The following is a 19,720-nucleotide window of genomic DNA, read 5'->3' as shown; positions in this document are numbered from 1 at the left end:
AGCATGGACTATCAACCGTACATCGACGCGGTCGACGATTGGATCGTCAACCGCTCGCGGACGGTCCTTCTCGCGTTCTTAGTCGCGACGCTCGTCTTCTCGGCGGGGCTGCCCGCCATCTCGACGGAGTCGGGCACCTCGCAGTTCACGAACGACGTGCCCGCACAGACCGCCTTGGAGAACGTCAACGACGAGTTCCTCACCCAGTCGTTCGAGGAGGGGTCGGGGACGACACAGCTCATCCAACGGGCGACCAACGTTCTCTCGAAGGACGAACAGCTCAGGATGCTCCGAGCGCAACATCGGCTGCAGGAGCACGAAGACCTCAGGGTCGAGAGCACGACGAGCGTCGCCGGCGCCGTCGCGCAGACAGTCAACCCCGACGCGACCGACCTCGAAGCGCAGATTCGCACGCTCGAACGGGCGACGGACTCCGAAGTCGAGTCGGCGACGCGGACGACGCTCGAACGGAATCCGGGTCTCACCTCGACGGTGAGCGACGACTACAACTCGGAGACGGTGGAGGCGTCGGCGACCATCGGCGTCGTCACGCATCGACTGCCGGGCGGCGACACCGGGGGCGGCGCGGGCACCTCGGGGTCCAGTCCGCTCACGTCGATTCAGGAGCGGGCGCAGACCATCGTCGCCTCCGTCGGCGGCACCATCACCGTCTTCGGCAGCGGTATCATCTCCGCCGAGTTGACCAACGTCATCACCGACTCCCTGCTGTTGGTCGTCCCTGCGGCGGTGCTTCTCATCCTCGGGTTCCTCGTGTACTCCTATCGGGACCCCTTCGACCTCCTGTTGGGGGTCGTCTGCCTGGCGATGGCCATCCTGTGGACGTTCGGGTTCATGGGACTGGCGGGCATCGCGTTCACGCAGATGCTCATCGCGGTGCCGCCGCTACTCTTAGCCGTGGGCATCGACTTCGGTATCCACGCGGTCAACCGGTATCGCGAGGAACGCGTGCAGGGCTACTCGGTCGCGGATTCGATGCGGACGGCGACCGACCAACTGCTCGTCGCGTTCACCATCGTCACCGGGACGACGGTCATCGGCTTCCTGGCGAACGTCACGAGCAGCCTGCAGCCCATCCGCGACTTCGGACTGGTCGCGGGCATCGGTATCGTGTTCACCTTCCTCATCTTCGGTATCTTCCTCCCCGCCGCGAAAGTTCACTCCGACCAGTTTCGGGAGCGACACGACATCCCCTTCTGGGGACAGTCGCCCCTCGGCGACGAGAAGTCCGTCCTCGGACGGATACTGCCCGCGGGGATCAAGGTCGGCCAGACCGCACCGGCGATATTCGTCGTCGGGATGCTACTTCTCACCGCCGGGGTCGGAGCCTACGGGATGGGGGTGGAGTCGAAGTTCACGCAGGACGACTTCCTCCCGCCGGAGGACAACCCCGCGTTCATCGAGAGCCTCCCCGAACCCTTCGCGCCGGGCGATTACACGGTGACCGAGACGACGAACTACCTCGAGGACAACTTCCAGACGGGACAGGGCGATACGGTCACCCTCTACGTCGAGGGACCGATGTACCAGGACAGCGCCCTCGAACAGTTGGCGAAGGCCGACCACGACCCGCCGGACTCGTTCGTCTCGGAGGGCGGCGAGGCGTCCTCGACGAGCATCGTCACGGTCATCCGCGACTACGCCGACCAGTCCGAGGAGTTCCGGCAACTCGTCGCGCGCAACGACGAGGACGGCGACGGCATCCCGGACGAAAATCTGAAAGCGGTGTACGCGGCGCTTCTGGACTCGCCGTACGGGTCGCAGGCCAGCCAGTACATCTCCGAGGACTACCGGAGCGCCAGAATCGTCTACGACGTACAGGCCGACGCCGAACAGACCGAGATAACGACGGACGCGAAGGCGGTCGCCGACCGACTCCGCTTCGAGGCGACGGCCACGGGGCAGACGATCGTGCTGAAGGCGGTCTCCGACACTATCGCGAACTCCGCGCTGCAGAGCATGGCTATCGCCATGTTGCTGACGGCGCTGTTCTTGGTCTTCAGCTACTACGTGACCGAGGGCTACCCCTCGCTCGGCATCGTCAACCTCTTTCCCATCGCCATCGCCATCGCGTTCATCGCGGGGACGATGCGCTACGCGGGCATCCCGTTCAACGCCCTGACGGGGACCATCCTCTCCATCGCCATCGGACTGGGCGTCGACTACTCGGCGCACACGGTCCACCGGTTCGCCGAGGAGTACGAGGGACCCGGCACCGCGACCGAGTCGCTGTACGCGACGGTCCGCGGGACCGGCGGCGCGCTGACGGCGAGCATGCTGACGACGGTCACCGGAATCGGCGTCCTCGTCATCGCCGTGACGCCCATCCTGGGACAGTTCGGGCTGCTCATCGGAATCAGCATCCTGTACTCGTATCTCGCCTCGGTGTTCGTCCTCCCCTCGGCGCTCGTCCTCTGGGACCGCTACGTTAGCTACAGAACCAACACACACGGGAGCAACACAGATGCCAACTCAGTCTGAAACAGCAGAGCTGCTCGAGTGGTTCGGACTCTCGAGCTACGAGGCGAGCGTGTTCGTCGCGCTTCAGCGCCTCGGCCGCGGCACCGCAAAGGAGATAGCCAACCTCTCGGGCGTTCCGCGCTCGCAGATATACGGCGCCGCGGACTCCCTGCAGGAGCAGGGGCTGGTCGAGGTCCAGCAGTCGAACCCGCGGACGTACCGCCCAATCGCGGTCGATGAGGCCATCGACCAACTGAAACAGCGGTACGAACGGCGCACCGCCGACGCCGAACAGCAACTGAAGCAGATCCGAAACGAGCGACGGAGCCGCGAAGAAGAGCAGAAAGAGGACGTCTGGACCGTCAGCGGCGCCGCGGCGGTCACCTCGCGCATCGCCAAAATCGTCTCCGACACCGAGGAGCAACTCGTCGTCGGTATCGACGAGGACTCCCCGCTCTTCGAGCAGTTGGAGACGCAACTCGCGGAGAAGAGCGAGCAGGGCGTCGAAATCATCGTCGTCACCGAGAGCGAGACGGTGGCCGAGCGGTTCGAACCGTTCGCGAGCGTCGTCAGACACCGCAAGGGGGTGGGCGCCGACGTCCCGAGGCCCCAGCACGTCCTCATCGCGGACGACGAGACGATTCTGCTCGGCGTGCAGGCGAACGAGGAGGAGACGGCCATCTGGAGTTCGGGCACCAACTTCGCCAAGGTGCTCATCCAACTCGCCCGGAGCGGGATGGACCAACCCTCGTAGCCGGACTCGAATCGTTCCCGCCGCGGCTTTCGTCCCCGTTCGCCGTTCTGACAGGCGTTTGCCACCGATATGCACGATTTCGGCGCCTCTTCTGTGCATAATCTGCGACGTCCCCGGTTGGCCTCGACGGCCGGCGGACCTCCGGAGTTGGAACACGACTGTAATCCGCCGCGGGCGGGACGTAGACGGCTCCTGACGCGCTCTCACGGCAACAACTATCATATTTGAGCTGAATGTAGTGTACGTTTGAACAACACCTCCGGTTAAGACACGGTTATAATTCGATATTCCGTTAAAAACAATGCCGACGGGCGCATTGGTCCCAACTGAGATGTGGTGCTCGAATTCGTATCGTCCGTCGTGCGCGCGCCGGCGATTCGACTCGGTTTCGGCGGGTGCGTACAGATGAGCGATACGAACGACGATACAGGTTCGATTTCCCCGGACGCCGACGTGGGCCACGGAGAGGGTGCCGACCCCGTGTTGGGGGACGAAGCGGTCGTCCGCGCGGGTACGGTCATCTACCACGACGTGGTCGTCGGCGACCGGTTCCAGACGGGCCACGACGCCCTCATCCGCGAGGAGACCGAAATCGGCGACGACGTCCTCGTCGGAACGCACACCGTCATCGACGGCCGCTCGACTATCGGGTCCGGCGTCAGCCTCCAGACGCGCGTCTACGTTCCCTCCAACACGACCATCGGCGACGACGTGTTCATCGGCCCGGGCGCGGTGTTGACGAACGACCCGCACCCGATACGGCGCGACGACGAGTTGGTCGGACCGACCATCGAAGACCACGCGTCCATCGGCGCGAACGCGACTGTCCTGCCCGGCGTCACCGTCGGCCGAGGTGCGTTCGTCGCCGCCGGAGCCGTTGTTACCAAGGACGTGCCGCCCGAAACGTTGGCCGTGGGGTGTCCGGCGCAACACGAGGAACTCCCGGAGAAACTGCGCGGCGAGAACAAGATCCGGTAACGTTATGATACACATCGCAAACCCGACGCTCGGTACGGAAGAGAAAGATCGCGTAACGGAAGTCATCGACTCGGGAATGGTGGCGGAAGGCGACGTCGTCCACGAGTTCGAGTCCGAGTTCGCGTCGTACTGCGGCGCCGACACCGGCCTCGCGACGACGAACGGAACGACGGCGCTGCACGCGGCGCTCGTCGGTCTCGGAATCGGCGAGGGCGACACGGTGCTCACGACGCCGTTCTCGTTCATCGCGACGGCGAACACCCCCCGACTCGCGGGGGCCGACGTCGACTTCGTCGACATCGACCCCGAAACGTACAACATCGACCCCGACACCCTCGAATCCCGCCTCCGCGCGGGCGAGGACGTCGACGCCGTCATCGCCGTCCACCTCTACGGTCTGCCGGCGGACGTCGGCCGACTCCGCGAACTGGCCGACGAATACGACTTCAAACTCCTCGAGGACGCCGCGCAGGCGCACGGCGCAAAGTACGAGGGGACGCGCGTCGGCACGTTCGGCGACGCGGCGTGTTTCTCGTTTTACCCGACGAAGAACATGACCACCGGCGAGGGCGGTATGATCCTCACCGACGACGAGGACGTGGCCGAACGAACCCGACGGTTCATCGACCACGGCCGCACCGAGGGCTACGAACACGCCTCCGTCGGCCACAACTTCCGAATGACGAACATCGCGGCCGCCATCGGCCTCGCGCAGATGGAACGCCTCCCCGGATTCACCGAGGCCCGGCGGCGGAATGCGGCACGCCTGACCGACGAACTCGCGGACGTCCCCGGCGTGACCCCGCCGACCGAACCCGAGGGCTACGAACACGTCTACCACCAGTACACGGTTCGCGTCGACGACCGCGACGGCCTGCAGGAACATCTCTCCGACGCCGGCGTCGGAACGGGCGTCTACTACCCCGTCCCCATCCACAAGCAACCGGCGTACGACGACGTCGGCGGTTCCTACCCCGAGGCCGAAGCGGCCGCCGAGGAAGTACTGTCGCTGCCGGTGCATCCCGCCCTGGAGGACGACGACATCGACGACATCGTCGCGGCGATGACAAGGTCGGTGGTCCGATGACCGGCATCGACGTCGGCGTCATCGGCGTCGGGTCGATGGGACAGAACCACGCGCGCATCTACGCGCAGATGTGGGAGGCGAACCTCATCGGCGTCGCCGACGCGGACGTCGAACGGGCGAGCGAGATCGCTTCCGACCTCGGAACGGAGGCGTTCACGACCGAGGAACTGCTCGCGCAGGTCGACGCCGTCTCCATCGTCGTCCCCACGCAGTTCCACGCGTCCGTCGCCAAGCAGTGCATCGACGCCGGCGTCAACATCCTCGTCGAAAAGCCGTTCGTCACCGACCACGAGGAGGGCCGCGCGATCATCGAACGGGCGAACGAGGCCGGCGTCAAGGTGCAGGTCGGACACGTCGAGCAGTTCAACCCCGCCGTGACCGAGTTGGCTCGTATCACCGAGGACTTCGACCCCATCGCCATCCACGCGCGCCGCCTCGGTCCGCCGAGCGACGACGCGCGTTCGCTCGACGGCGTGGTCCACGACCTGATGATACACGACATCGACGTGGTCCGGTCGCTGGTTCCCGGGCGGGCGGTGCGCGTCAACGCGATGGGCACCCCCGACCGCCAGTACACCAACGCCCAGATGTCGTTCGACAACGGCACCATCGTGAACCTCACCGCCAGCCGCGTCACCCAGCAGAAGACGCGTGACCTGACTATCACGGCGGAAGACTGCTACATCAAACTGGACTACATCGACCAGTCGGTCGAGATTCACCGACAGTCCCGGCCGGAGTACATGAACGACGACGGCAACCTCCGCTACCGCCACGAGGGCATCATCGAGAAACCGTTCGTCAACACGGGCGAACCGCTTCGACTCGAACTGGAGTCGTTCGTCGACAGCATCATCGAGGACCGGACGCCGCGCGTCACGGCCGAGGACGGCCTCCGGGCGGTCGAACTCGCCGACCGCATCAAGGAGTGCGCCGAGAACTCGGAGTACGGCACCGACGTCAGCGACCGGCCGATGCCGCACGGGATGAACTGACCTCGCGGCGAAGCCGACGGAGCCGCTTTTTCTTCTTCTCCTCTTCAGACGCCGATACGTCGCCGAACGCGTCTGACGCGTTCGAGCGTCGATGGCCCGGCCAGCGCCAGTGCGAGAAACGCGTACGTCTTCCAGTCGAACGGGTAGTAGAACAGCGACCGCAGGAGGAACGGGTACGCCGACCGAAAGTGACCCGTCCGAATCGCCGCCGCGGCCACCGCGCGGGACCGCTCGGCGACGAATCTGCGCTCCATCCCGTACTCCGCGGCCGTCGAGCGGTGCTTGTGGACGAACAGCGGGAACGACACGTCGCGCTTGCGTTCGAAGTCGTCGCTGATCTGTCCGTGAGAGGCCATCCGGCGAACCGTCAACTGCTCGTCGACGTACTCGAACTCGCAGTGCGTCGACAGGCGGAGATACCACTCGCGGTCCTGCCAACTCGGAAAGCGCGTGTCGGTGCGGCCCGCAGCCTCGACGGCCGACCGGCGGACGACGGGGTTCGAGAACCCGCCGACGACGTTCTCCCCTCGGAGCAGCGCCCGGGTCACGTCGCCGCGGCGCGAGGGGCGGACCGAGCGCACCGTCTCGCCGTCGCCGTCCACCACGTCGACGCCGCCGTAGACGACGCCGACGTCCGGGCCGGCCCGTTCGAAGGCGTCGACGAACCGTTCGAGTTTCTCGGGGCGCCAGTAGTCGTCGTCATCGAGGAAGGCGACGAACTCGCCGCCGGACTCCTCGATTCCCGTGTTCCGGGCGGCGTTGGCCCCCCGGTTCACGGGGTGGCGGACGACCGTGAGGTCCACTGCGGGGTCCTCGACGAACTCGGTCAGCGTCGGTTCGATGGGGTCGGGCGAGCAGTCGTCGACGACCAGAATCTCGACGGCGTCGTACGTCTGTTCGACGACGCTCCGGACGGCCGCGGGCAGGTACTCCGGACGGCCGTACGCCGGAACCACGACGCTGACGAGGGGCGTATCGTCCCCGCTCATCGGTTGCTCTCCGCCCCCGCGTCGCCGGTGCCGTCCGCCACCTCGGGTGGGCGCCGACGCGTCGCTCCGTCTGCCGTCGTCTGACTCATCGTGACGCACGATGCGTTCCACTCTCTTTGTTACCGAACTGCTACGCGCCGGTAGTCACCTCCAAACCGACGACAGTCTGTGACGACCACACTCACGGCTACATCACGAAGTCGACCACGCGGCGGACGCCGCTCAGCGCGAGGAACTTCACCTTGTCCCGCGTGCAGAGTTCGGGGGAGGTGACCGGCGGGTCGTAGGAGGCGGCGAACTCGAATATCTCCGGGCGGTGCTCGAAGAGGTACTCCAAGTTCGGGTTGCGGCCGGTCCGCTTGCGGATGTACTCGACGAAGGAGTTCGCGTAGTCGTGATAGATGACGGCGTCCGGGTAGTAGATAATCTGGTCGCGCCGAATCCCGTCCTGTATCAGCCGGTGGGTCAGTTCGATTCCCTCGTGACCCGCGCGGTCGGCGAGGTTCTCGTCGTAGCCGCCGGCGTCGAGGTACGTCTCCCGGTCGAACGACGTGTTCCCCTCGACGTTGATGAAGTAGGGAAACGGGTCGTCGCCGAGGTCGTAGTGGCTCTGGATTCGCGTGTACACTGTGTCGTGCTTCGGGAGGACGCGGCCGCGCGCCGCGACGATGTCGCGTTCCCGGTGGGCGCGCCGGTGGGCCGCCACGAAGTCCCGTTCGGGGACGCCGTCGTCGTCGAGAAACACGAGGAGGTCGCCGCGAGCGAGTTTCGCGCCGAGGTTCCGGCCGACCGTCACGCCGTAGTTGCGGTCGAGTTCGACGAACAGATGGACGTGCTCGGACTCCCTGACGGCCGATTCGACGTTCGCGTCGGTGCCGTTGGAGACGACGACGATTTCGTACTCCGAGGTCGTCTGGTCGTCGAGCGCCTCCAACACCGGTTCGAACACCTCCGCGGCCGTCCGGTAGGTGACGACGACGACGGAGGTGTCGGCGGCGACGTCGTCGTTGACGACCACGCACCGGGAGACGCGCTCGCGCATCTCGGGTCCGAGCCGCGATGAGACGTCCATCGTGCTACGCGTCATCCGCCTCGGGGGGACCGCGTCGGTCGGAGCGCACGCGCACGGTACGGGTTCGGCGGCCTCGTGCGTGCGCGCGAATGAAAGAATCTGTGCCGCCTCTCACGGCGGCGTTCGGAAGGCAGAACATCTGCTTTCACTCGTGTTATCCGTCGGTCGGGTGGACCGTGCTGTGCTGCGGTCTCGTGGGGAGCGAGTCGTCGCCGAGACGGGAGGGAGACGGCGCAGACGCGCCTGAGACGGGTGTCGCACTGCCTTCGTCGCTCGCAGGTCGGCCCTCGACGGCCCGTCGCCTCGACCCGACCCGATGTGTCGCAGGCATGCTATCGTGTACGTACCGATTCCCCCCTCATTAGTAAGTTGTACCTATCTCGACTGACCGGGGGATACGCTTTTGCGTCCGGGTCGGATTGATACTTACTCGGCGAGTAGTGCGTTCCGCGGCCCGACGCGACGCCGCGCCGCACGGCTCGACGGAAGCAGACCCTATCATTAGACGATGAACACAGCAGATATCGAAGATAAGACGGTCGTCATCACCGGCGGCGCGGGATTCATCGGCAGCCACATCGCCGACGCGCTCGTCTCGGAGAACGACGTCCGCGTGTTGGACGACTGTTCGACCGGGTACCAAGAGAACGTTCCCGAGGGCGCGGAACTCGTCTCCGGGGACGTCCGCGACGAGGACGTCGTCTCGGCCGCTATCGAGGACGCCGACCTGGTGTTCCACGAGGCCGCGGAGGTCAGCGTCCAACGGAGCGTCGAACAGCCGAAGCGGAGCAACGAGGTCAACGTCGGCGGGACGCTGAACGTCCTCGAAGCCGCCAGAGACGCCGACGCGCGGGTCGTCCTCGCGTCGAGTTGCGCCATCTACGGCGTCCCGGACTCTGTGCCGCTCTCGGAGACCGAACGGCTCGGTCCGCGGTCGCCGTACGGCGTCGACAAGGCGGCCATCGATTCCTACGCGGAGGTCTATCACGAACAGTACGGGTTAGAGACGGTCGCCCTCCGCTACTTCAACGCCTACGGCCCGCGGCAGACGGCCGGCGAGTACAGCGGCGTCATCAGCATCTTCCTCGACCAGGCGCGCCGCGGCGAACCCATCACCGTCGAGGGCGAGGGCGACCAGACGCGCGACTTCATCCACGTCAGCGACGTGGTGCGCGCGAACCTCGCGGCGGCCACCACCGACGCCGTCGGCGAGTCGTACAACGTCGGCACCGGCGAGGAGACGAGCGTTCTCACGCTCGCGGAGACGGTCAAGCGCGCCGCAGACAGCGACAGCGACATCGTCCACGTCGAGGGGCGCGAGGGTGACATCCCGCGGAGCGTCGCCGACCTCTCGAAGTCCCGCGAGTCGCTCGGGTACGAACCCACCGTCTCGCTCGAAGAAGGGCTTCGGACGCTCGTCGACGAGTAGCCCCCGCGTTCGCCTCGCGAACGGATGTCGTATTCGGCTCGACTACTTGCTCGTCGCTCGCGTATCGGACGGCCGCGTCCGAACCGCGTCCGAAGGCCGACGTCGACAGTGTCACACGGCTGAACACGTTCTCCCCGTATACGAGGGCTATAACAATACCGCGCTTGTCCGAACGCGTGCACACATGCGGGTTCTCAATCTCGTGGTCAACGAGTCTGCACCTTTCTTCCAACAGCAAGAGGCCATCCTCGAGCGGCGCGGTATCGAGTGCGAGACGATCGAAGTGCCGGGTCGTCACGACACCGAGCACACCCGTAGCGCGGCCGACTACCTCCGGCTTCACGCGCCGGTTCTGAAGCACTCGCGGAAGTTCGACATCGTCCACGCGAACTACGGACTCACCGCCCCCGCGGCGCTGTTACAACCGACTCGACCCGTCGTGCTATCGCTGTGGGGGAGCGACCTCCTCGGCTGGACGGGGCCGCTGAGCAAGGCCTGCGCCCGCCGCTCCGACGCCGTCATCGTGATGAGCGACGAGATGGCCGAGGCGTACGGCGGTGACTGCGAGGTCATCCCCCACGGCATCGATATGCGGCTGTTCGAACCCCGGTCGATGCGCGAGGCGCGCGAGGAGGTGGGGTGGACCCACGACGCCCGGCACGTGCTCTTCCCGTACTCGCCCGACCGCGAACTGAAAGACCACCCGCGTGCGGAGCGGGTGGTCGACCGCGCGAACGACGCCTTCGACGAACCGGTCGAACTCCACGCGGTCCACGGCGTCGCACACGACGCGATTCCGACGTACATGAACGCCGCCGACGCGCTGTTGATGACCTCGAAGCGGGAAGGGTCGCCGAACACGGTCAAAGAGGCGCTCGCGTGCAACCTCCCGGTCGTCTCCACCGACGTGGGCGACGTGTGCGACCTCCTCTCGGGGGTCGACCCGTCGTTCGCCTGCGAGACCGACGAGGAACTCGTCGACGCCCTCGTCGAAACGCTCCGGCGCGGCGAGCGCTCCAACGGGCGCGAAACGGTTGAGCACCTGCGCTTGGAGACGATGGGCGAGCGAATCGAAGACGTGTACAGGAGCGCCTTGGCGTCGCGGTGACGCCGGCGCGGCGTCGGGAAATCGAGAAGTAGAGAACCGGAAAACCGGCTCGCCGTTCGCTCTCAGTCGCTCACTTTGTACATCTTGTAGTCGCCCGTCGTCTGGACGAGGCTCACCTCTGCGGTGGAGTTCAGACTCCGGAACCCGGACTCGTTATACATGAGCCCGCGGTACAGTTCGAGTTCGCGCCGCTCGTCGGAGCGCTTCACCACGACGTAGACGTCGCCCTCGCCGTTGTAGTGCGTCGTGAGATTGCGGTTGAACACCTCCGGCGGCACGCTTCCGCCCGTGGCGAGGTTCGACATCGACGACTTCGCCTCGCGGCCGTAGACGGCGTCGGAGTACCGGCCCGGGCCGAGGCGGACGCCGAGGAGTCTCGCGTCGCCGCCGACGCTCTCGAAACTCGCCCGGTAGCCGGCCATCTCCGTTTCGGGGACCTGCGAGGAGGGGAGATAGATGAGCGGCGACATGAAGAAGGTCATCGTACTCAAGACGATGAGCAGCGCGAACACCACCGCCAGCGCGCTATCGATGCTCACGTCGGTGAGCCGACCGGTCGCCAGTTCGCGACCGCGGACGAGCGCGACGCAGCCGAGGATGGTCAACAGGAGGACGACGGCGCCGACGTACCGCCCCCACACCGCCGTCGACGACGCGAGGTAGAACACCCCGAACATCGCCGTGAGCGCAGTGGTGGCGACGCCGAGGGCGACGACGATGGCCGACCGGCGGGAGGCGTCGCCGCGCGCCTCCGCGAGGAGCGCCCGGACCACCAGTCCGGCCGCGAGGAGGCCGAACACCACCGTCGGGAGGAACAGTTTCACCGCGACTTCGACGGTGCTCCCGCCGAGCGCGCTCAGCGACGTCGCCTGCGTCGCCACGTCGTTCGCGCCGGTCCCCGTCTGGAGGATGCTCTTGAAGAAGCTCTGCACGACGCCGATGGAGGACTGCTGGGCGCGTTCGAGCCGACTCGTCCACAGGAGGAACACGGCCATGAGGAAGGCGCCGTGTCCCAGCACCGACCGCTGGGCCGCTATCGGGTGGTCGTTCCACCGACGCACGATGACCGCCCGCGTCGCGCCGATGAGGAGAAAGACCATCGCGACGTTCAGCGCCTGCTGCGGGTGCAGGAGCACGAGTGCGACCGACGCGAACGCGAGGGCGCCGTCCGTCGCGGTGACGGGGAGCAACCCCTCCTCGCCGGGCGCGTCGAGGATGTGCCGAAGCGCGAGGTAGAGTAACACCGGGGTGAAGTACAGCGCCTGCGTGAACGGGTGCGCCATCATGAACACGCCGAGGTCGTTGCTCGGAAGGAGCAACAGCGCCGAGAAGGCGGCGATGACCGACACGCCGCGTCCGTCGACCAACACCCCGACGCAGAGGGGGACCGTGACGAAGTAGACGAGGACGAACAGCAGGACGACGAGCAGCAGTGTCCGGTTCAGCGTCATCCCCGTCAGCTCCCGAATCAGGAGCGTCGTCGTGTGGACCCCGGGGTAGAGGAACTGCGTCGGTTGCATCACGCCCGACGCGAGGTCCTTCGCCCACCCGAGGTGGGTGAGCGAGTCGCCCATCCCGTAGAAGAAGTAGCCGCGGATCAGCGGCAGGGCGGCCACCGAGAGTATCGAGAGCCCGCCGACGAGCATCGTCGCCCAGCGGAGCGGTCCGCCGGGGCGGAGCACGAGACCCACGACCAGCGCGCAGGCCACCGCGATGCCGATGCCGACCCAGTAGAGCGCCGGGGTCGACCCGTAAATCGAGAGTTCGTACCCCGTTGCGGGGGCGAAGTACGCCCGGACGAGTCCGCCGAAGAAGGCGAGTCCACCCACGAGGAGCAGGACCTTCGAGAGCCGAGCGGACGTCCCGCTCTCGGTTCCGGTTCCGCTCGCGCTCCGCCGTCTGCGCCGCGTGTTCGCTCGCTGCACGTTACGCCACCCTCGCCGGAGTCATGGTGTGGTTCACAGCTCTCATAGCTATCACGCCGGGTTCCGTTCGGTCGGTCGACGGACCGGGTCGGCGTCGCGGACGCGCCGAACGTCGGCGGGCGTCGCGTCGGGGCTTCCGGCGATTTCGACGGCGTCCGTGACGAACCGCGCGACGTCTATCGTCTCCGCCAGCAGCCGTCGTCGTCGCTGTTCGATATCGCGCTCGCTCTCCGGTCGTTCGAGCCACGACCGGGCCTTTTCGACCGCCTCCTCGCCGTCCGGCGTGGAGTACATTAGTCCGTATCGTTCCTGGAACTCGACGAAGTTACTCATGTCGCCCTCGCCGGCGAACGAGTTCGTCCGGATGACGGGCGTCCCGAGGATGGCGGACTCGGTGGCCATCGTGTGCGTGTCAGTGACGAACATGTCCGCGGCGTCGAGCAGCGAGTGGGAGAGATGGACCGGTATCTGTAAGGCGTACTGCGACAGCGAGTCGGGAAGCTTCTTGGCGACGCTCATGATGTACACCTCCCCGTGCTCGGACAGCAGTTCGACGAGTCGCTCTTTCACCGCGAGCGACATGCCCTTCTGGCCGATGTCGTGGTGGGCTTTCATCGTCCCGAACCGGAGCAGGAAGTACGGTTCGTCGGGGTCGACCCCGTGTTCGCGCAGGGCCTCGTAGTCCGGTTCGAAGTACCCCGGACGGAGGTAGGCGAGTTCGTGGAATCCGTCGTAGCGGACGTGCTTCTCTCCGAAGTCGTCGCGGAACTTCCGGGGCGTGCAGACGAAGTCGGCGAACGGGACGGTGATGCGGTTCGACCCGACGGGACTGTCGGTCCAGACGACGCTGCGGGCGCCGACGATAGCGGAGACGTGCGCCGCCGCGATGCCGCCGATAGCCGTTATGACGTCCGGCTTCCACTTCCGGGCGATATCGAGGATACGAGCCTCGTACTGGAGTTGGACTTTGACCATATCGAACGTCGTATCGACGCGCCCGGCGAGCACCTCGTGGTCGATGCCGTACTCCTCGAGAAGTTCGATGGCGACGTCGTACTCGCGCGCGACGACGCGAACCTCGTGACCGCGGGCTTCGAGTTCCCGAATCGAGTGTTTGAAGAAGTGAACGTGTGCGGGGTGTTGGATCGTGACGAGTGCCTTCATCGCTTGTGGGACGGGGAGAGACGGCGCTCGTCCGAAACAGACGCGTCCGCCGACGAACACTCTTGTCGGATTGTCAACAACGGGGCCGTCATTTGACGAGTACACTCGTCATATCCACTTAGTTAGTAAGCGTCAAAGCCAATCCCGTGACACGTAAAAACCGCCTACTCGGGTGCTGACGCGGTGTGTTAGCGAACGTCAGTGGCCGAGTACGTGTCGTCTGCCCTACCGGTTCTCGAAGTCGATGACCGCGAATCCGGTAATGTCGAACTGGGTGATAGTTCCCGAGAAGCGGTAGGCGTCCACGCCCTCCGCGACGGTGCCTTCGACGTGGCCGTCGAGTACCTCGTCCGCCTTCAGGTCGGCCGCCGATGCATCGGCGGGCACGGTGCTCAGTTCCGCGCTGCGTTCGACGTCGCCCGTGACCGTGAACGAGTAGTGGCTGGTGTTGCGGGTGGCGGAGCCGTCGACGTAGATGACGTGCTCCAGCGTCGACCCGTCGCCCGCGCCGTCGTCGGTCGAGCCATCGTCCGCAGAGCCGTCGCCGGAACCGTCTCCGACGTCGCCGCCCGCGTCTGCGGGGGCGTAGTCGGCGGGGTTGAGTTCCTCGCCGTTGACGAAGAACTTCGCGTCGCCGCTCAGTTCGACGGAGACGACCTCTCCGGCGAACCAGAACCAGTTCTCGTCGCCCGCCGCCAGCGACCCTTCGGCAACCGTGCTGACCTCGTTTTCGACGATGTGCGAGCCCTGGTTGATACCCTGCGTCGTCACGATGCGGTATTCGAGGGGTGCGCCGGTGCTTCGGACGGTCGTCGTGTCCGTGAGTTTCCGGGTTCCGTCGAACCGGATGACCTCCGGGACGTCGACGGCCCCGTCGTCCGAACCGTCGCTCGTCTCGCCGTCGGTGTCCGACTCGTCGACGCTATCGCCCGCGTCGCCGTCGCCCCCGTCCGGGGGAGCGTAGTCGGCGGGGTCGGCCGGTTCGCCCTCGATGAACAGTTTCGCCTCGTCGCTGAGGCTCACTTCGGTGACCTCCCCGGCGAACCAGAACCAGTCCTCCTGGTCGTCCTCGTCGAGTGACCCCTCGACGACGGTGGGCACGTCCTCGTCGACGATGTGCGAGCCCTGATTGATGCCGTCGGTCGTCACGACGCGGTAGTCGAGAGGAGCACCGGTGCCCCGGACGGTGAGGGTGTACGGCAGTTCCTTCGACCCGCCGTAGTTGGTCTCCGACCCCGAGAGGTTCGGGACGGGGCAGGCGTCGGCCGTGGAGACGTTCGAGGTGCTGATGGTGGAGTTCTGGAACAGCGTCGACCGGCCGTCGACGCCGACGTTCGTGTCGGCGACAACGCCGCTGGACGTGTCGATGAACTTGATACCGTTCTGGTCGGCTCCGTCGAGCGAGATGCAGCAGTCGCGGAACGAGGTGCCCGGCCGGTCGGTGACCTCGGCGGCTATCTTCCGACCGCCGCCGACGCCCGTGACGGAGACGTTCTCGAACGTGTACGCCGTGTCCGGCCAGTCGATAGAGGGTTCCGCGACGATGATGGGGTTGAGCACGTCGGTCGTGTTCACCTGGACGCGCGTGTTCCGAATCGTGCAGTTGCCCGTCGCGCCCTTGGCGATGATGGCCCCGGAGGAGATGCCGGTATCCATCCGGATGTCGCAGTCCTCGACGAGCAGGTTCGTCCGGCCGGCAAGCCAGATTCCCCGAGAGTTGACGACGGGTTCGGGTTCGGTGCCCGACCGCGGCATGATGTCGTACTCGCGGGAGTCCCAGGAGTCCGCGGAGATATTCTTCTCGTTGTGGATGACCGCGCCCTTCACCGAACTGTTCGTCGACCCGATGCGGACGTTCGAGATGTTGTTGTTCTTGAACACCCCGCCCTCGATGTGGACTTCACCGTCGCCGCGGTCGGAGTCGGTCGTTCCGCGGTAGCTTCCGATGTAGCCGGGGCTGGAGGCGTAGACGCCGTTGTCCGTCCAGTTCCACACCTCGCAGTCGCGGATGTAGAGCGTTCCGGCGTGCTTGAGACCGACGAACAGGCCGTGAGAGGCGCTGTCGTAGGTGCTGCCGTCGCGGGCGTAGAACCGCTCGATGACGCCCGTCCCGTTCGGGTCCTCGACGGCGGTCGAGAGGCCCTCGCAACTGTGCCCGACGACGCCCTTGACGTGCACGTCGCCGATGTAGTAGTCGCCGTGCTCGGCGATGACGATGAGCGTCCCGCCGTAGCCCTCGCGCGTGTAGTCGAACTCGAACCCGGCGAAGACGTGGTCGCCGCCGGTCTTCATCAGGATGGTCCACGATTCGCTCTCGCTTTGCGGCTTGGCGGGGACGAACACGGGGTCGGCGCCGTCGGCGGCGACGAGGCCGACGTTGCTGGACCGAATCCAACAGGAGTCGATGCGGTACCGACCCGTGGGGAACTCGACGAGGGTCCCGCTCGGAACGGCTCCGAGCGCGTCGTCGACTAGCGTTCCCTCGTTCGGGTCGAGACCGAGGTCTTCGACCGCGTTCACCTTGCGGTCGAACGAGATGCCTTCGTAAGTGTACCCTCCCGCGGCGCTGGCGGACCCGACGCCCGTCGCAGCGACGGCGGCGGTGGCCGCGCCGAGTTGCAGCACGCCCCGTCGGCCGATGAGTTTCGGTCCGGAGTGTGCGCTGGCGGGTTCGGTGGGTGATTCGGTCGGAGACTCGATGGGGTTCTCTGCCATGGACAATTGATTAAGAGATAATTAACGATATAAGTCTATCGGATAGCAAAAAATAAGTTTTTCAGAACAATCAATATTTTATGAATTTCAATTTTTATATTCTATTTATCCGTCCCGGAGGGCACGAAGAGGTAATTATCCCTCACTCAGAAGCGATTGTCGAAGCGGTTCAAGACGTCCGGTACAAGCGATTAATGAGGTATTAACGGGGCTCGAAAAGTCTTCTGACCGCGGATGCCGGTCAGTTATCGCCCCTTCGACAGGTGCCGTTCGCCCGAAGATTCGTCCGTCGGACTGCGGCGTTGCTCGTCGTGATCATCCGGCCGGGCACGTCGATGGTGCTGTTCGACACCGCGCAGTTGCGGGCGTTCTCGAAGGCGATGCCGTCCTGACTCCCTCCGTCCACGGAGATACAGCAGTTCTCGAGCGTGGTGCCGTCTCTGCCCTGCACGCGCACCGCCGCGTTGCGCGCGACCGCGGTCCCCGTTACCGTGACGCCTTCAATCGTGAATCCGTACCGTTGCCAGTCGATGGACGGACCCTTCAGATTGATCGGATAGAGCACCTCGTCGGTGTCGACGCGTATCCGCGTGTTTCGAATCGTATTCGTTCCCGTCGCGCCGTTGGCGACGATGGCACCGTCGGACCGACCGGCGTTCATCACGATGTCGCAGTCGGCGACGAGTTGGTGGTGGCGGTTCGTCAACCGGATGCCGCGGGCGTTGACGACGGGTTCGGCTTCGGTGCCCGACCGCGGCATGATCGGGTATCGTCGCGCGTCCCAGGTGTCACCCGAGGGGTTCCGCTCGTTGCGAATGAGCGCCCCCCGCACGGAACTGTACGTCGACCCGATGCGGATGTTGGCGATGTTGTTGTTCTTGTAGACGCCGCCGCGGACGTGGACGACGCCGTTGCCCCGGTCCGCCGTCGTCTGCCCCTTGAACCCGCCGACGTAGCCGGGGCTGGAAGCGTAGACGCCGTTATCGGCCCAGTTCCACACCTCACAGTCGCGTATCTCGAGCCTTCCGGCGTGTCCCTGCGCGACGAAGATTCCCGCCCCGGGACTGTCGTAGGTGCTGCCGTCGCGCGCGTAGAACCGCTCGACGACGCCCTCCCCGTCCGGGTTGACCACGCTCACGCCGACGCCGTACGTGTCGTAGGGATAGACGCCGAACGCGTGGACGTCGTGCAGGTAGAGGTTGCCCACCGTGGCGATGAGCGTGAGACTCGCGCCCACGTCCTCGCCGCGGAAGTCGAGATCGAAGCGTCCGAACTCGAAGTCGCCCCCGTTTTCGAACGTGAACAGCCACCCCTGCTCGCTGGCGGCGCTCGTCGGGACGAGCGTCGTTCGAGCGTTCGGAGCGCCGACGACGCCGACGTTTCGGTAGCCGTTGATCCGTATCGGGTCGACGAAGTGGCGTCCCGCCGGGACGACGAACAGCGTGTTGTCGGCCAGTTCCGAGGCGATGACCGACCCGACGCGTCCTTTGCTCCCGTTTTCGACGCCGCGGTTGCCGAGTCGCACGACGCGGTCGTACGACTGGTACTGCCTCTCCGGCCCCTGCGACGTCTCCACGCCGGTCCGCGGCAGCGTCCCCGTCGGCGTCGACGGTTCCGAGTCGTCGAACACCGAACAGCCCGCGAGCGGGAGGAGACCGGCCGCCGCGGCCGACGCCAAGAACGTTCGGCGCTTCATCAGACCCCGCTGACGGCCGTGCGCACACGCGTCGACGCGTCACCCGTTCGGTGGGTCCGGCTCACACCCCACACTCCCCGACGCCGGTCCCGCCGACGCTCGCACCGGTATCGCGACTCCCCTCGCGGCGCGCTCCCTCGGCGGCCGCGGTGTCGACGACTCTCGACTGGTCGGTCATTCCTGTCGGATAGTTCGGACACACTCTGATGAATATGTGTCGCATAAACAGACCGATTCCGACGGTTCGGTGGGCGACGGTCTCGATTGTCGGTCGCGCCGCCGACCAGTTGCGTCGCCGGTCGGTTCCCTACGACCCGCTGACGTTGATGTCCAGCGTCAGGTGGCGGTACGCCGAGTCGACGCTCGGGTCGTCCGGCGCCTCGCCGCGGTAGACGAGGTAGGTGTACCGGAGGTTCTCACCGGCGAAGGTCGGACGGAGTTCGTGCCGTAACCGCCACGTTACGTTCTCGCCGATGTTGCGCTGGTACCGGTCTATCTCGGCGGACCTGACGACGTTGCCGCCCTCACCCACTTCCTGCTGTTCGACGACGACGGTGTACGTCTCCGGTCCGTTCTCGTGGTTCGCGACCTCCAGTACGTACTCGGCTGACTCGCCCACCGTGAGGTCCGTCTGGTAGCCGTTGGCGACCAGGTTCCCCTGCTCGTTCTCGGTGAGCAGCGACACCCGCGTGTAACTCGTCTGGTCCTGCGGGAGCGCCACCGCCCCGAGGAACCCGGCGCTGGCGACGACGAGAACGAGAACCAGCAGCACGTTCAGTCCGGTGTCGAGGGCCGACCCCTGGAACCCGGCGCCGATGGTCCGGCGGAACGCGGCCAGCGGAAGCACGTACCGGCTCTCTTCGCGTTTCCGCACCCGACGTACGAGGCCGAGGGCGAACACGAGCACGGTGAACCCGACCACCGCCGCGAGCACCACCGGGACCGAGAGCGCGAGCGGACTGGCCACGATGACGACGCCGAACACCGGGAGCACGGCGACGCTGAGGCCGAGCGAGAGTCCGGCGCGCTGCGCGCCCGTCAGCGTCCCGCGGCGCGACCCGGTGTCGGTTCGTCCCAACCGACGGCTTCGCGCCGGTCGCTCGACGACGCGCTTCGGGAACACCAGCGTCGTGATAGCGTAGCCCGGAAGCCACAGCAGTCCGAGAAGGACGACGGCGATACGGGTCGGACCCGGCGGGAGCGTCAGCGCCGCCGCCCCGAACACTGCGAGGGCGACGACGACGAGGACCGCTTCGACGGTCAGTCCGACCGCGCCGGACGTGCGTTCAGCCGAGTTCCGCACGGCTGCGTTCACCTCCGCGGCGGCCGG

Annotated in this window: 14 protein-coding genes; 7 read left to right on the top strand and 7 right to left on the bottom strand. The window is 66.1% G+C overall.

What is annotated here, in order from left to right; translation table 11 throughout:
- Positions 1-3: 3 nt before the first annotated feature.
- From NDI76_RS16820 to NDI76_RS16800, 5 genes are all read left to right on the top strand, one after another.
- Entirely contained in the window at positions 4-2,499 is a 2,496-nt protein-coding gene (locus NDI76_RS16820; RefSeq protein WP_310925301.1) for an efflux RND transporter permease subunit, read from the top strand.
- Positions 2,483-3,232, top strand: coding sequence for a TrmB family transcriptional regulator (locus NDI76_RS16815; RefSeq protein WP_310925300.1), 750 nt, complete (start codon positions 2,483-2,485; stop codon positions 3,230-3,232). Before NDI76_RS16820 ends, NDI76_RS16815 begins: the two co-directional genes overlap by 17 nt.
- A gap of 405 nt (positions 3,233-3,637) precedes the next feature.
- Entirely contained in the window at positions 3,638-4,210 is a 573-nt protein-coding gene (locus tag NDI76_RS16810; RefSeq protein WP_310925299.1) for an acyltransferase, read from the top strand.
- A gap of 4 nt (positions 4,211-4,214) precedes the next feature.
- Entirely contained in the window at positions 4,215-5,297 is a 1,083-nt protein-coding gene (locus tag NDI76_RS16805) for a DegT/DnrJ/EryC1/StrS family aminotransferase (RefSeq protein ID WP_310925298.1), read from the top strand.
- Positions 5,294-6,292: a Gfo/Idh/MocA family oxidoreductase gene (locus NDI76_RS16800; RefSeq protein WP_310925297.1), complete on the top strand. Its 999-nt coding sequence runs from the start codon at positions 5,294-5,296 to the stop codon at positions 6,290-6,292. The genes NDI76_RS16805 and NDI76_RS16800 overlap by 4 nt, the downstream gene beginning before the upstream one ends.
- 44 nt (positions 6,293-6,336) lie before the next feature.
- Here NDI76_RS16800 and NDI76_RS16795 read toward each other — a convergent pair whose 3' ends face one another.
- A complete protein-coding gene (locus NDI76_RS16795; protein WP_310925296.1) occupies positions 6,337-7,281 on the bottom strand; it encodes a glycosyltransferase family 2 protein in 945 nt (314 codons plus the stop codon).
- A 187-nt stretch (positions 7,282-7,468) separates the two neighbouring features.
- Positions 7,469-8,353, bottom strand: coding sequence for a glycosyltransferase family 2 protein (locus tag NDI76_RS16790; RefSeq protein WP_310925295.1), 885 nt, complete (start codon positions 8,351-8,353; stop codon positions 7,469-7,471).
- Between the two features lie 508 nt (positions 8,354-8,861).
- Here NDI76_RS16790 and NDI76_RS16785 point away from each other — a divergent pair.
- Together NDI76_RS16785 and NDI76_RS16780 are read left to right on the top strand one after the other, a co-directional pair.
- Positions 8,862-9,782 carry an NAD-dependent epimerase/dehydratase family protein gene (locus tag NDI76_RS16785; RefSeq protein ID WP_310925294.1) on the top strand — a complete coding sequence of 307 codons (921 nt, stop codon included), beginning with the start codon at positions 8,862-8,864 and terminating at the stop codon, positions 9,780-9,782.
- Positions 9,783-9,966: 184 nt separating this feature from the next.
- Positions 9,967-10,890, top strand: a complete 924-nt coding sequence (locus NDI76_RS16780) for a glycosyltransferase (RefSeq protein WP_310925293.1) — start codon at positions 9,967-9,969, stop codon at positions 10,888-10,890.
- A 62-nt stretch (positions 10,891-10,952) separates the two neighbouring features.
- Here the strand turns inward: NDI76_RS16780 and NDI76_RS16775 are convergent, their stop codons facing one another.
- The 5 genes from NDI76_RS16775 to NDI76_RS16755 form a co-directional block, all read right to left on the bottom strand.
- Positions 10,953-12,815 carry a hypothetical protein gene (locus NDI76_RS16775; RefSeq protein WP_310925292.1) on the bottom strand — a complete coding sequence of 621 codons (1,863 nt, stop codon included), beginning with the start codon at positions 12,813-12,815 and terminating at the stop codon, positions 10,953-10,955.
- A 51-nt stretch (positions 12,816-12,866) separates the two neighbouring features.
- Positions 12,867-13,979 carry a DUF354 domain-containing protein gene (locus NDI76_RS16770; protein WP_310925290.1) on the bottom strand — a complete coding sequence of 371 codons (1,113 nt, stop codon included), beginning with the start codon at positions 13,977-13,979 and terminating at the stop codon, positions 12,867-12,869.
- Between the two features lie 225 nt (positions 13,980-14,204).
- A complete protein-coding gene (locus NDI76_RS16765) occupies positions 14,205-16,694 on the bottom strand; it encodes a hypothetical protein (protein WP_310925289.1) in 2,490 nt (829 codons plus the stop codon).
- A 241-nt stretch (positions 16,695-16,935) separates the two neighbouring features.
- A complete protein-coding gene (locus NDI76_RS16760; RefSeq protein ID WP_310925288.1) occupies positions 16,936-18,390 on the bottom strand; it encodes a hypothetical protein in 1,455 nt (484 codons plus the stop codon).
- 307 nt (positions 18,391-18,697) lie between these two features.
- A complete protein-coding gene (locus NDI76_RS16755) occupies positions 18,698-19,693 on the bottom strand; it encodes a DUF1616 domain-containing protein (protein ID WP_310925287.1) in 996 nt (331 codons plus the stop codon).
- Between the last annotated feature and the right edge of the window lie 27 nt (positions 19,694-19,720).

Origin of the sequence: Halogeometricum sp. S1BR25-6 (genome assembly GCF_031624495.1) — an archaeon.
Lineage (GTDB): Archaea > Halobacteriota > Halobacteria > Halobacteriales > Haloferacaceae > Halogeometricum > Halogeometricum salsisoli.
Note: the sequence above shows the minus strand (reverse complement) of the source record. Positions and strands in the feature narration are given on the sequence as shown.

Coding starts and splice junctions, on each gene's coding strand:
- NDI76_RS16810 (WP_310925299.1), top strand. CDS start 3,638: ATGAGCGATACGAACGACGATACAGGTTCGATTTCCCCGGACGCCGAC.
- NDI76_RS16795 (WP_310925296.1), bottom strand. CDS start 7,281: ATGAGCGGGGACGATACGCCCCTCGTCAGCGTCGTGGTTCCGGCGTAC.
- NDI76_RS16805 (WP_310925298.1), top strand. CDS start 4,215: ATGATACACATCGCAAACCCGACGCTCGGTACGGAAGAGAAAGATCGC.
- NDI76_RS16790 (WP_310925295.1), bottom strand. CDS start 8,353: ATGGACGTCTCATCGCGGCTCGGACCCGAGATGCGCGAGCGCGTCTCC.
- NDI76_RS16780 (WP_310925293.1), top strand. CDS start 9,967: ATGCGGGTTCTCAATCTCGTGGTCAACGAGTCTGCACCTTTCTTCCAA.
- NDI76_RS16815 (WP_310925300.1), top strand. CDS start 2,483: ATGCCAACTCAGTCTGAAACAGCAGAGCTGCTCGAGTGGTTCGGACTC.
- NDI76_RS16770 (WP_310925290.1), bottom strand. CDS start 13,979: ATGAAGGCACTCGTCACGATCCAACACCCCGCACACGTTCACTTCTTC.
- NDI76_RS16785 (WP_310925294.1), top strand. CDS start 8,862: ATGAACACAGCAGATATCGAAGATAAGACGGTCGTCATCACCGGCGGC.
- NDI76_RS16800 (WP_310925297.1), top strand. CDS start 5,294: ATGACCGGCATCGACGTCGGCGTCATCGGCGTCGGGTCGATGGGACAG.
- NDI76_RS16765 (WP_310925289.1), bottom strand. CDS start 16,694: ATGGCAGAGAACCCCATCGAGTCTCCGACCGAATCACCCACCGAACCC.
- NDI76_RS16820 (WP_310925301.1), top strand. CDS start 4: ATGGACTATCAACCGTACATCGACGCGGTCGACGATTGGATCGTCAAC.
- NDI76_RS16760 (WP_310925288.1), bottom strand. CDS start 18,390: ATGAAGCGCCGAACGTTCTTGGCGTCGGCCGCGGCGGCCGGTCTCCTC.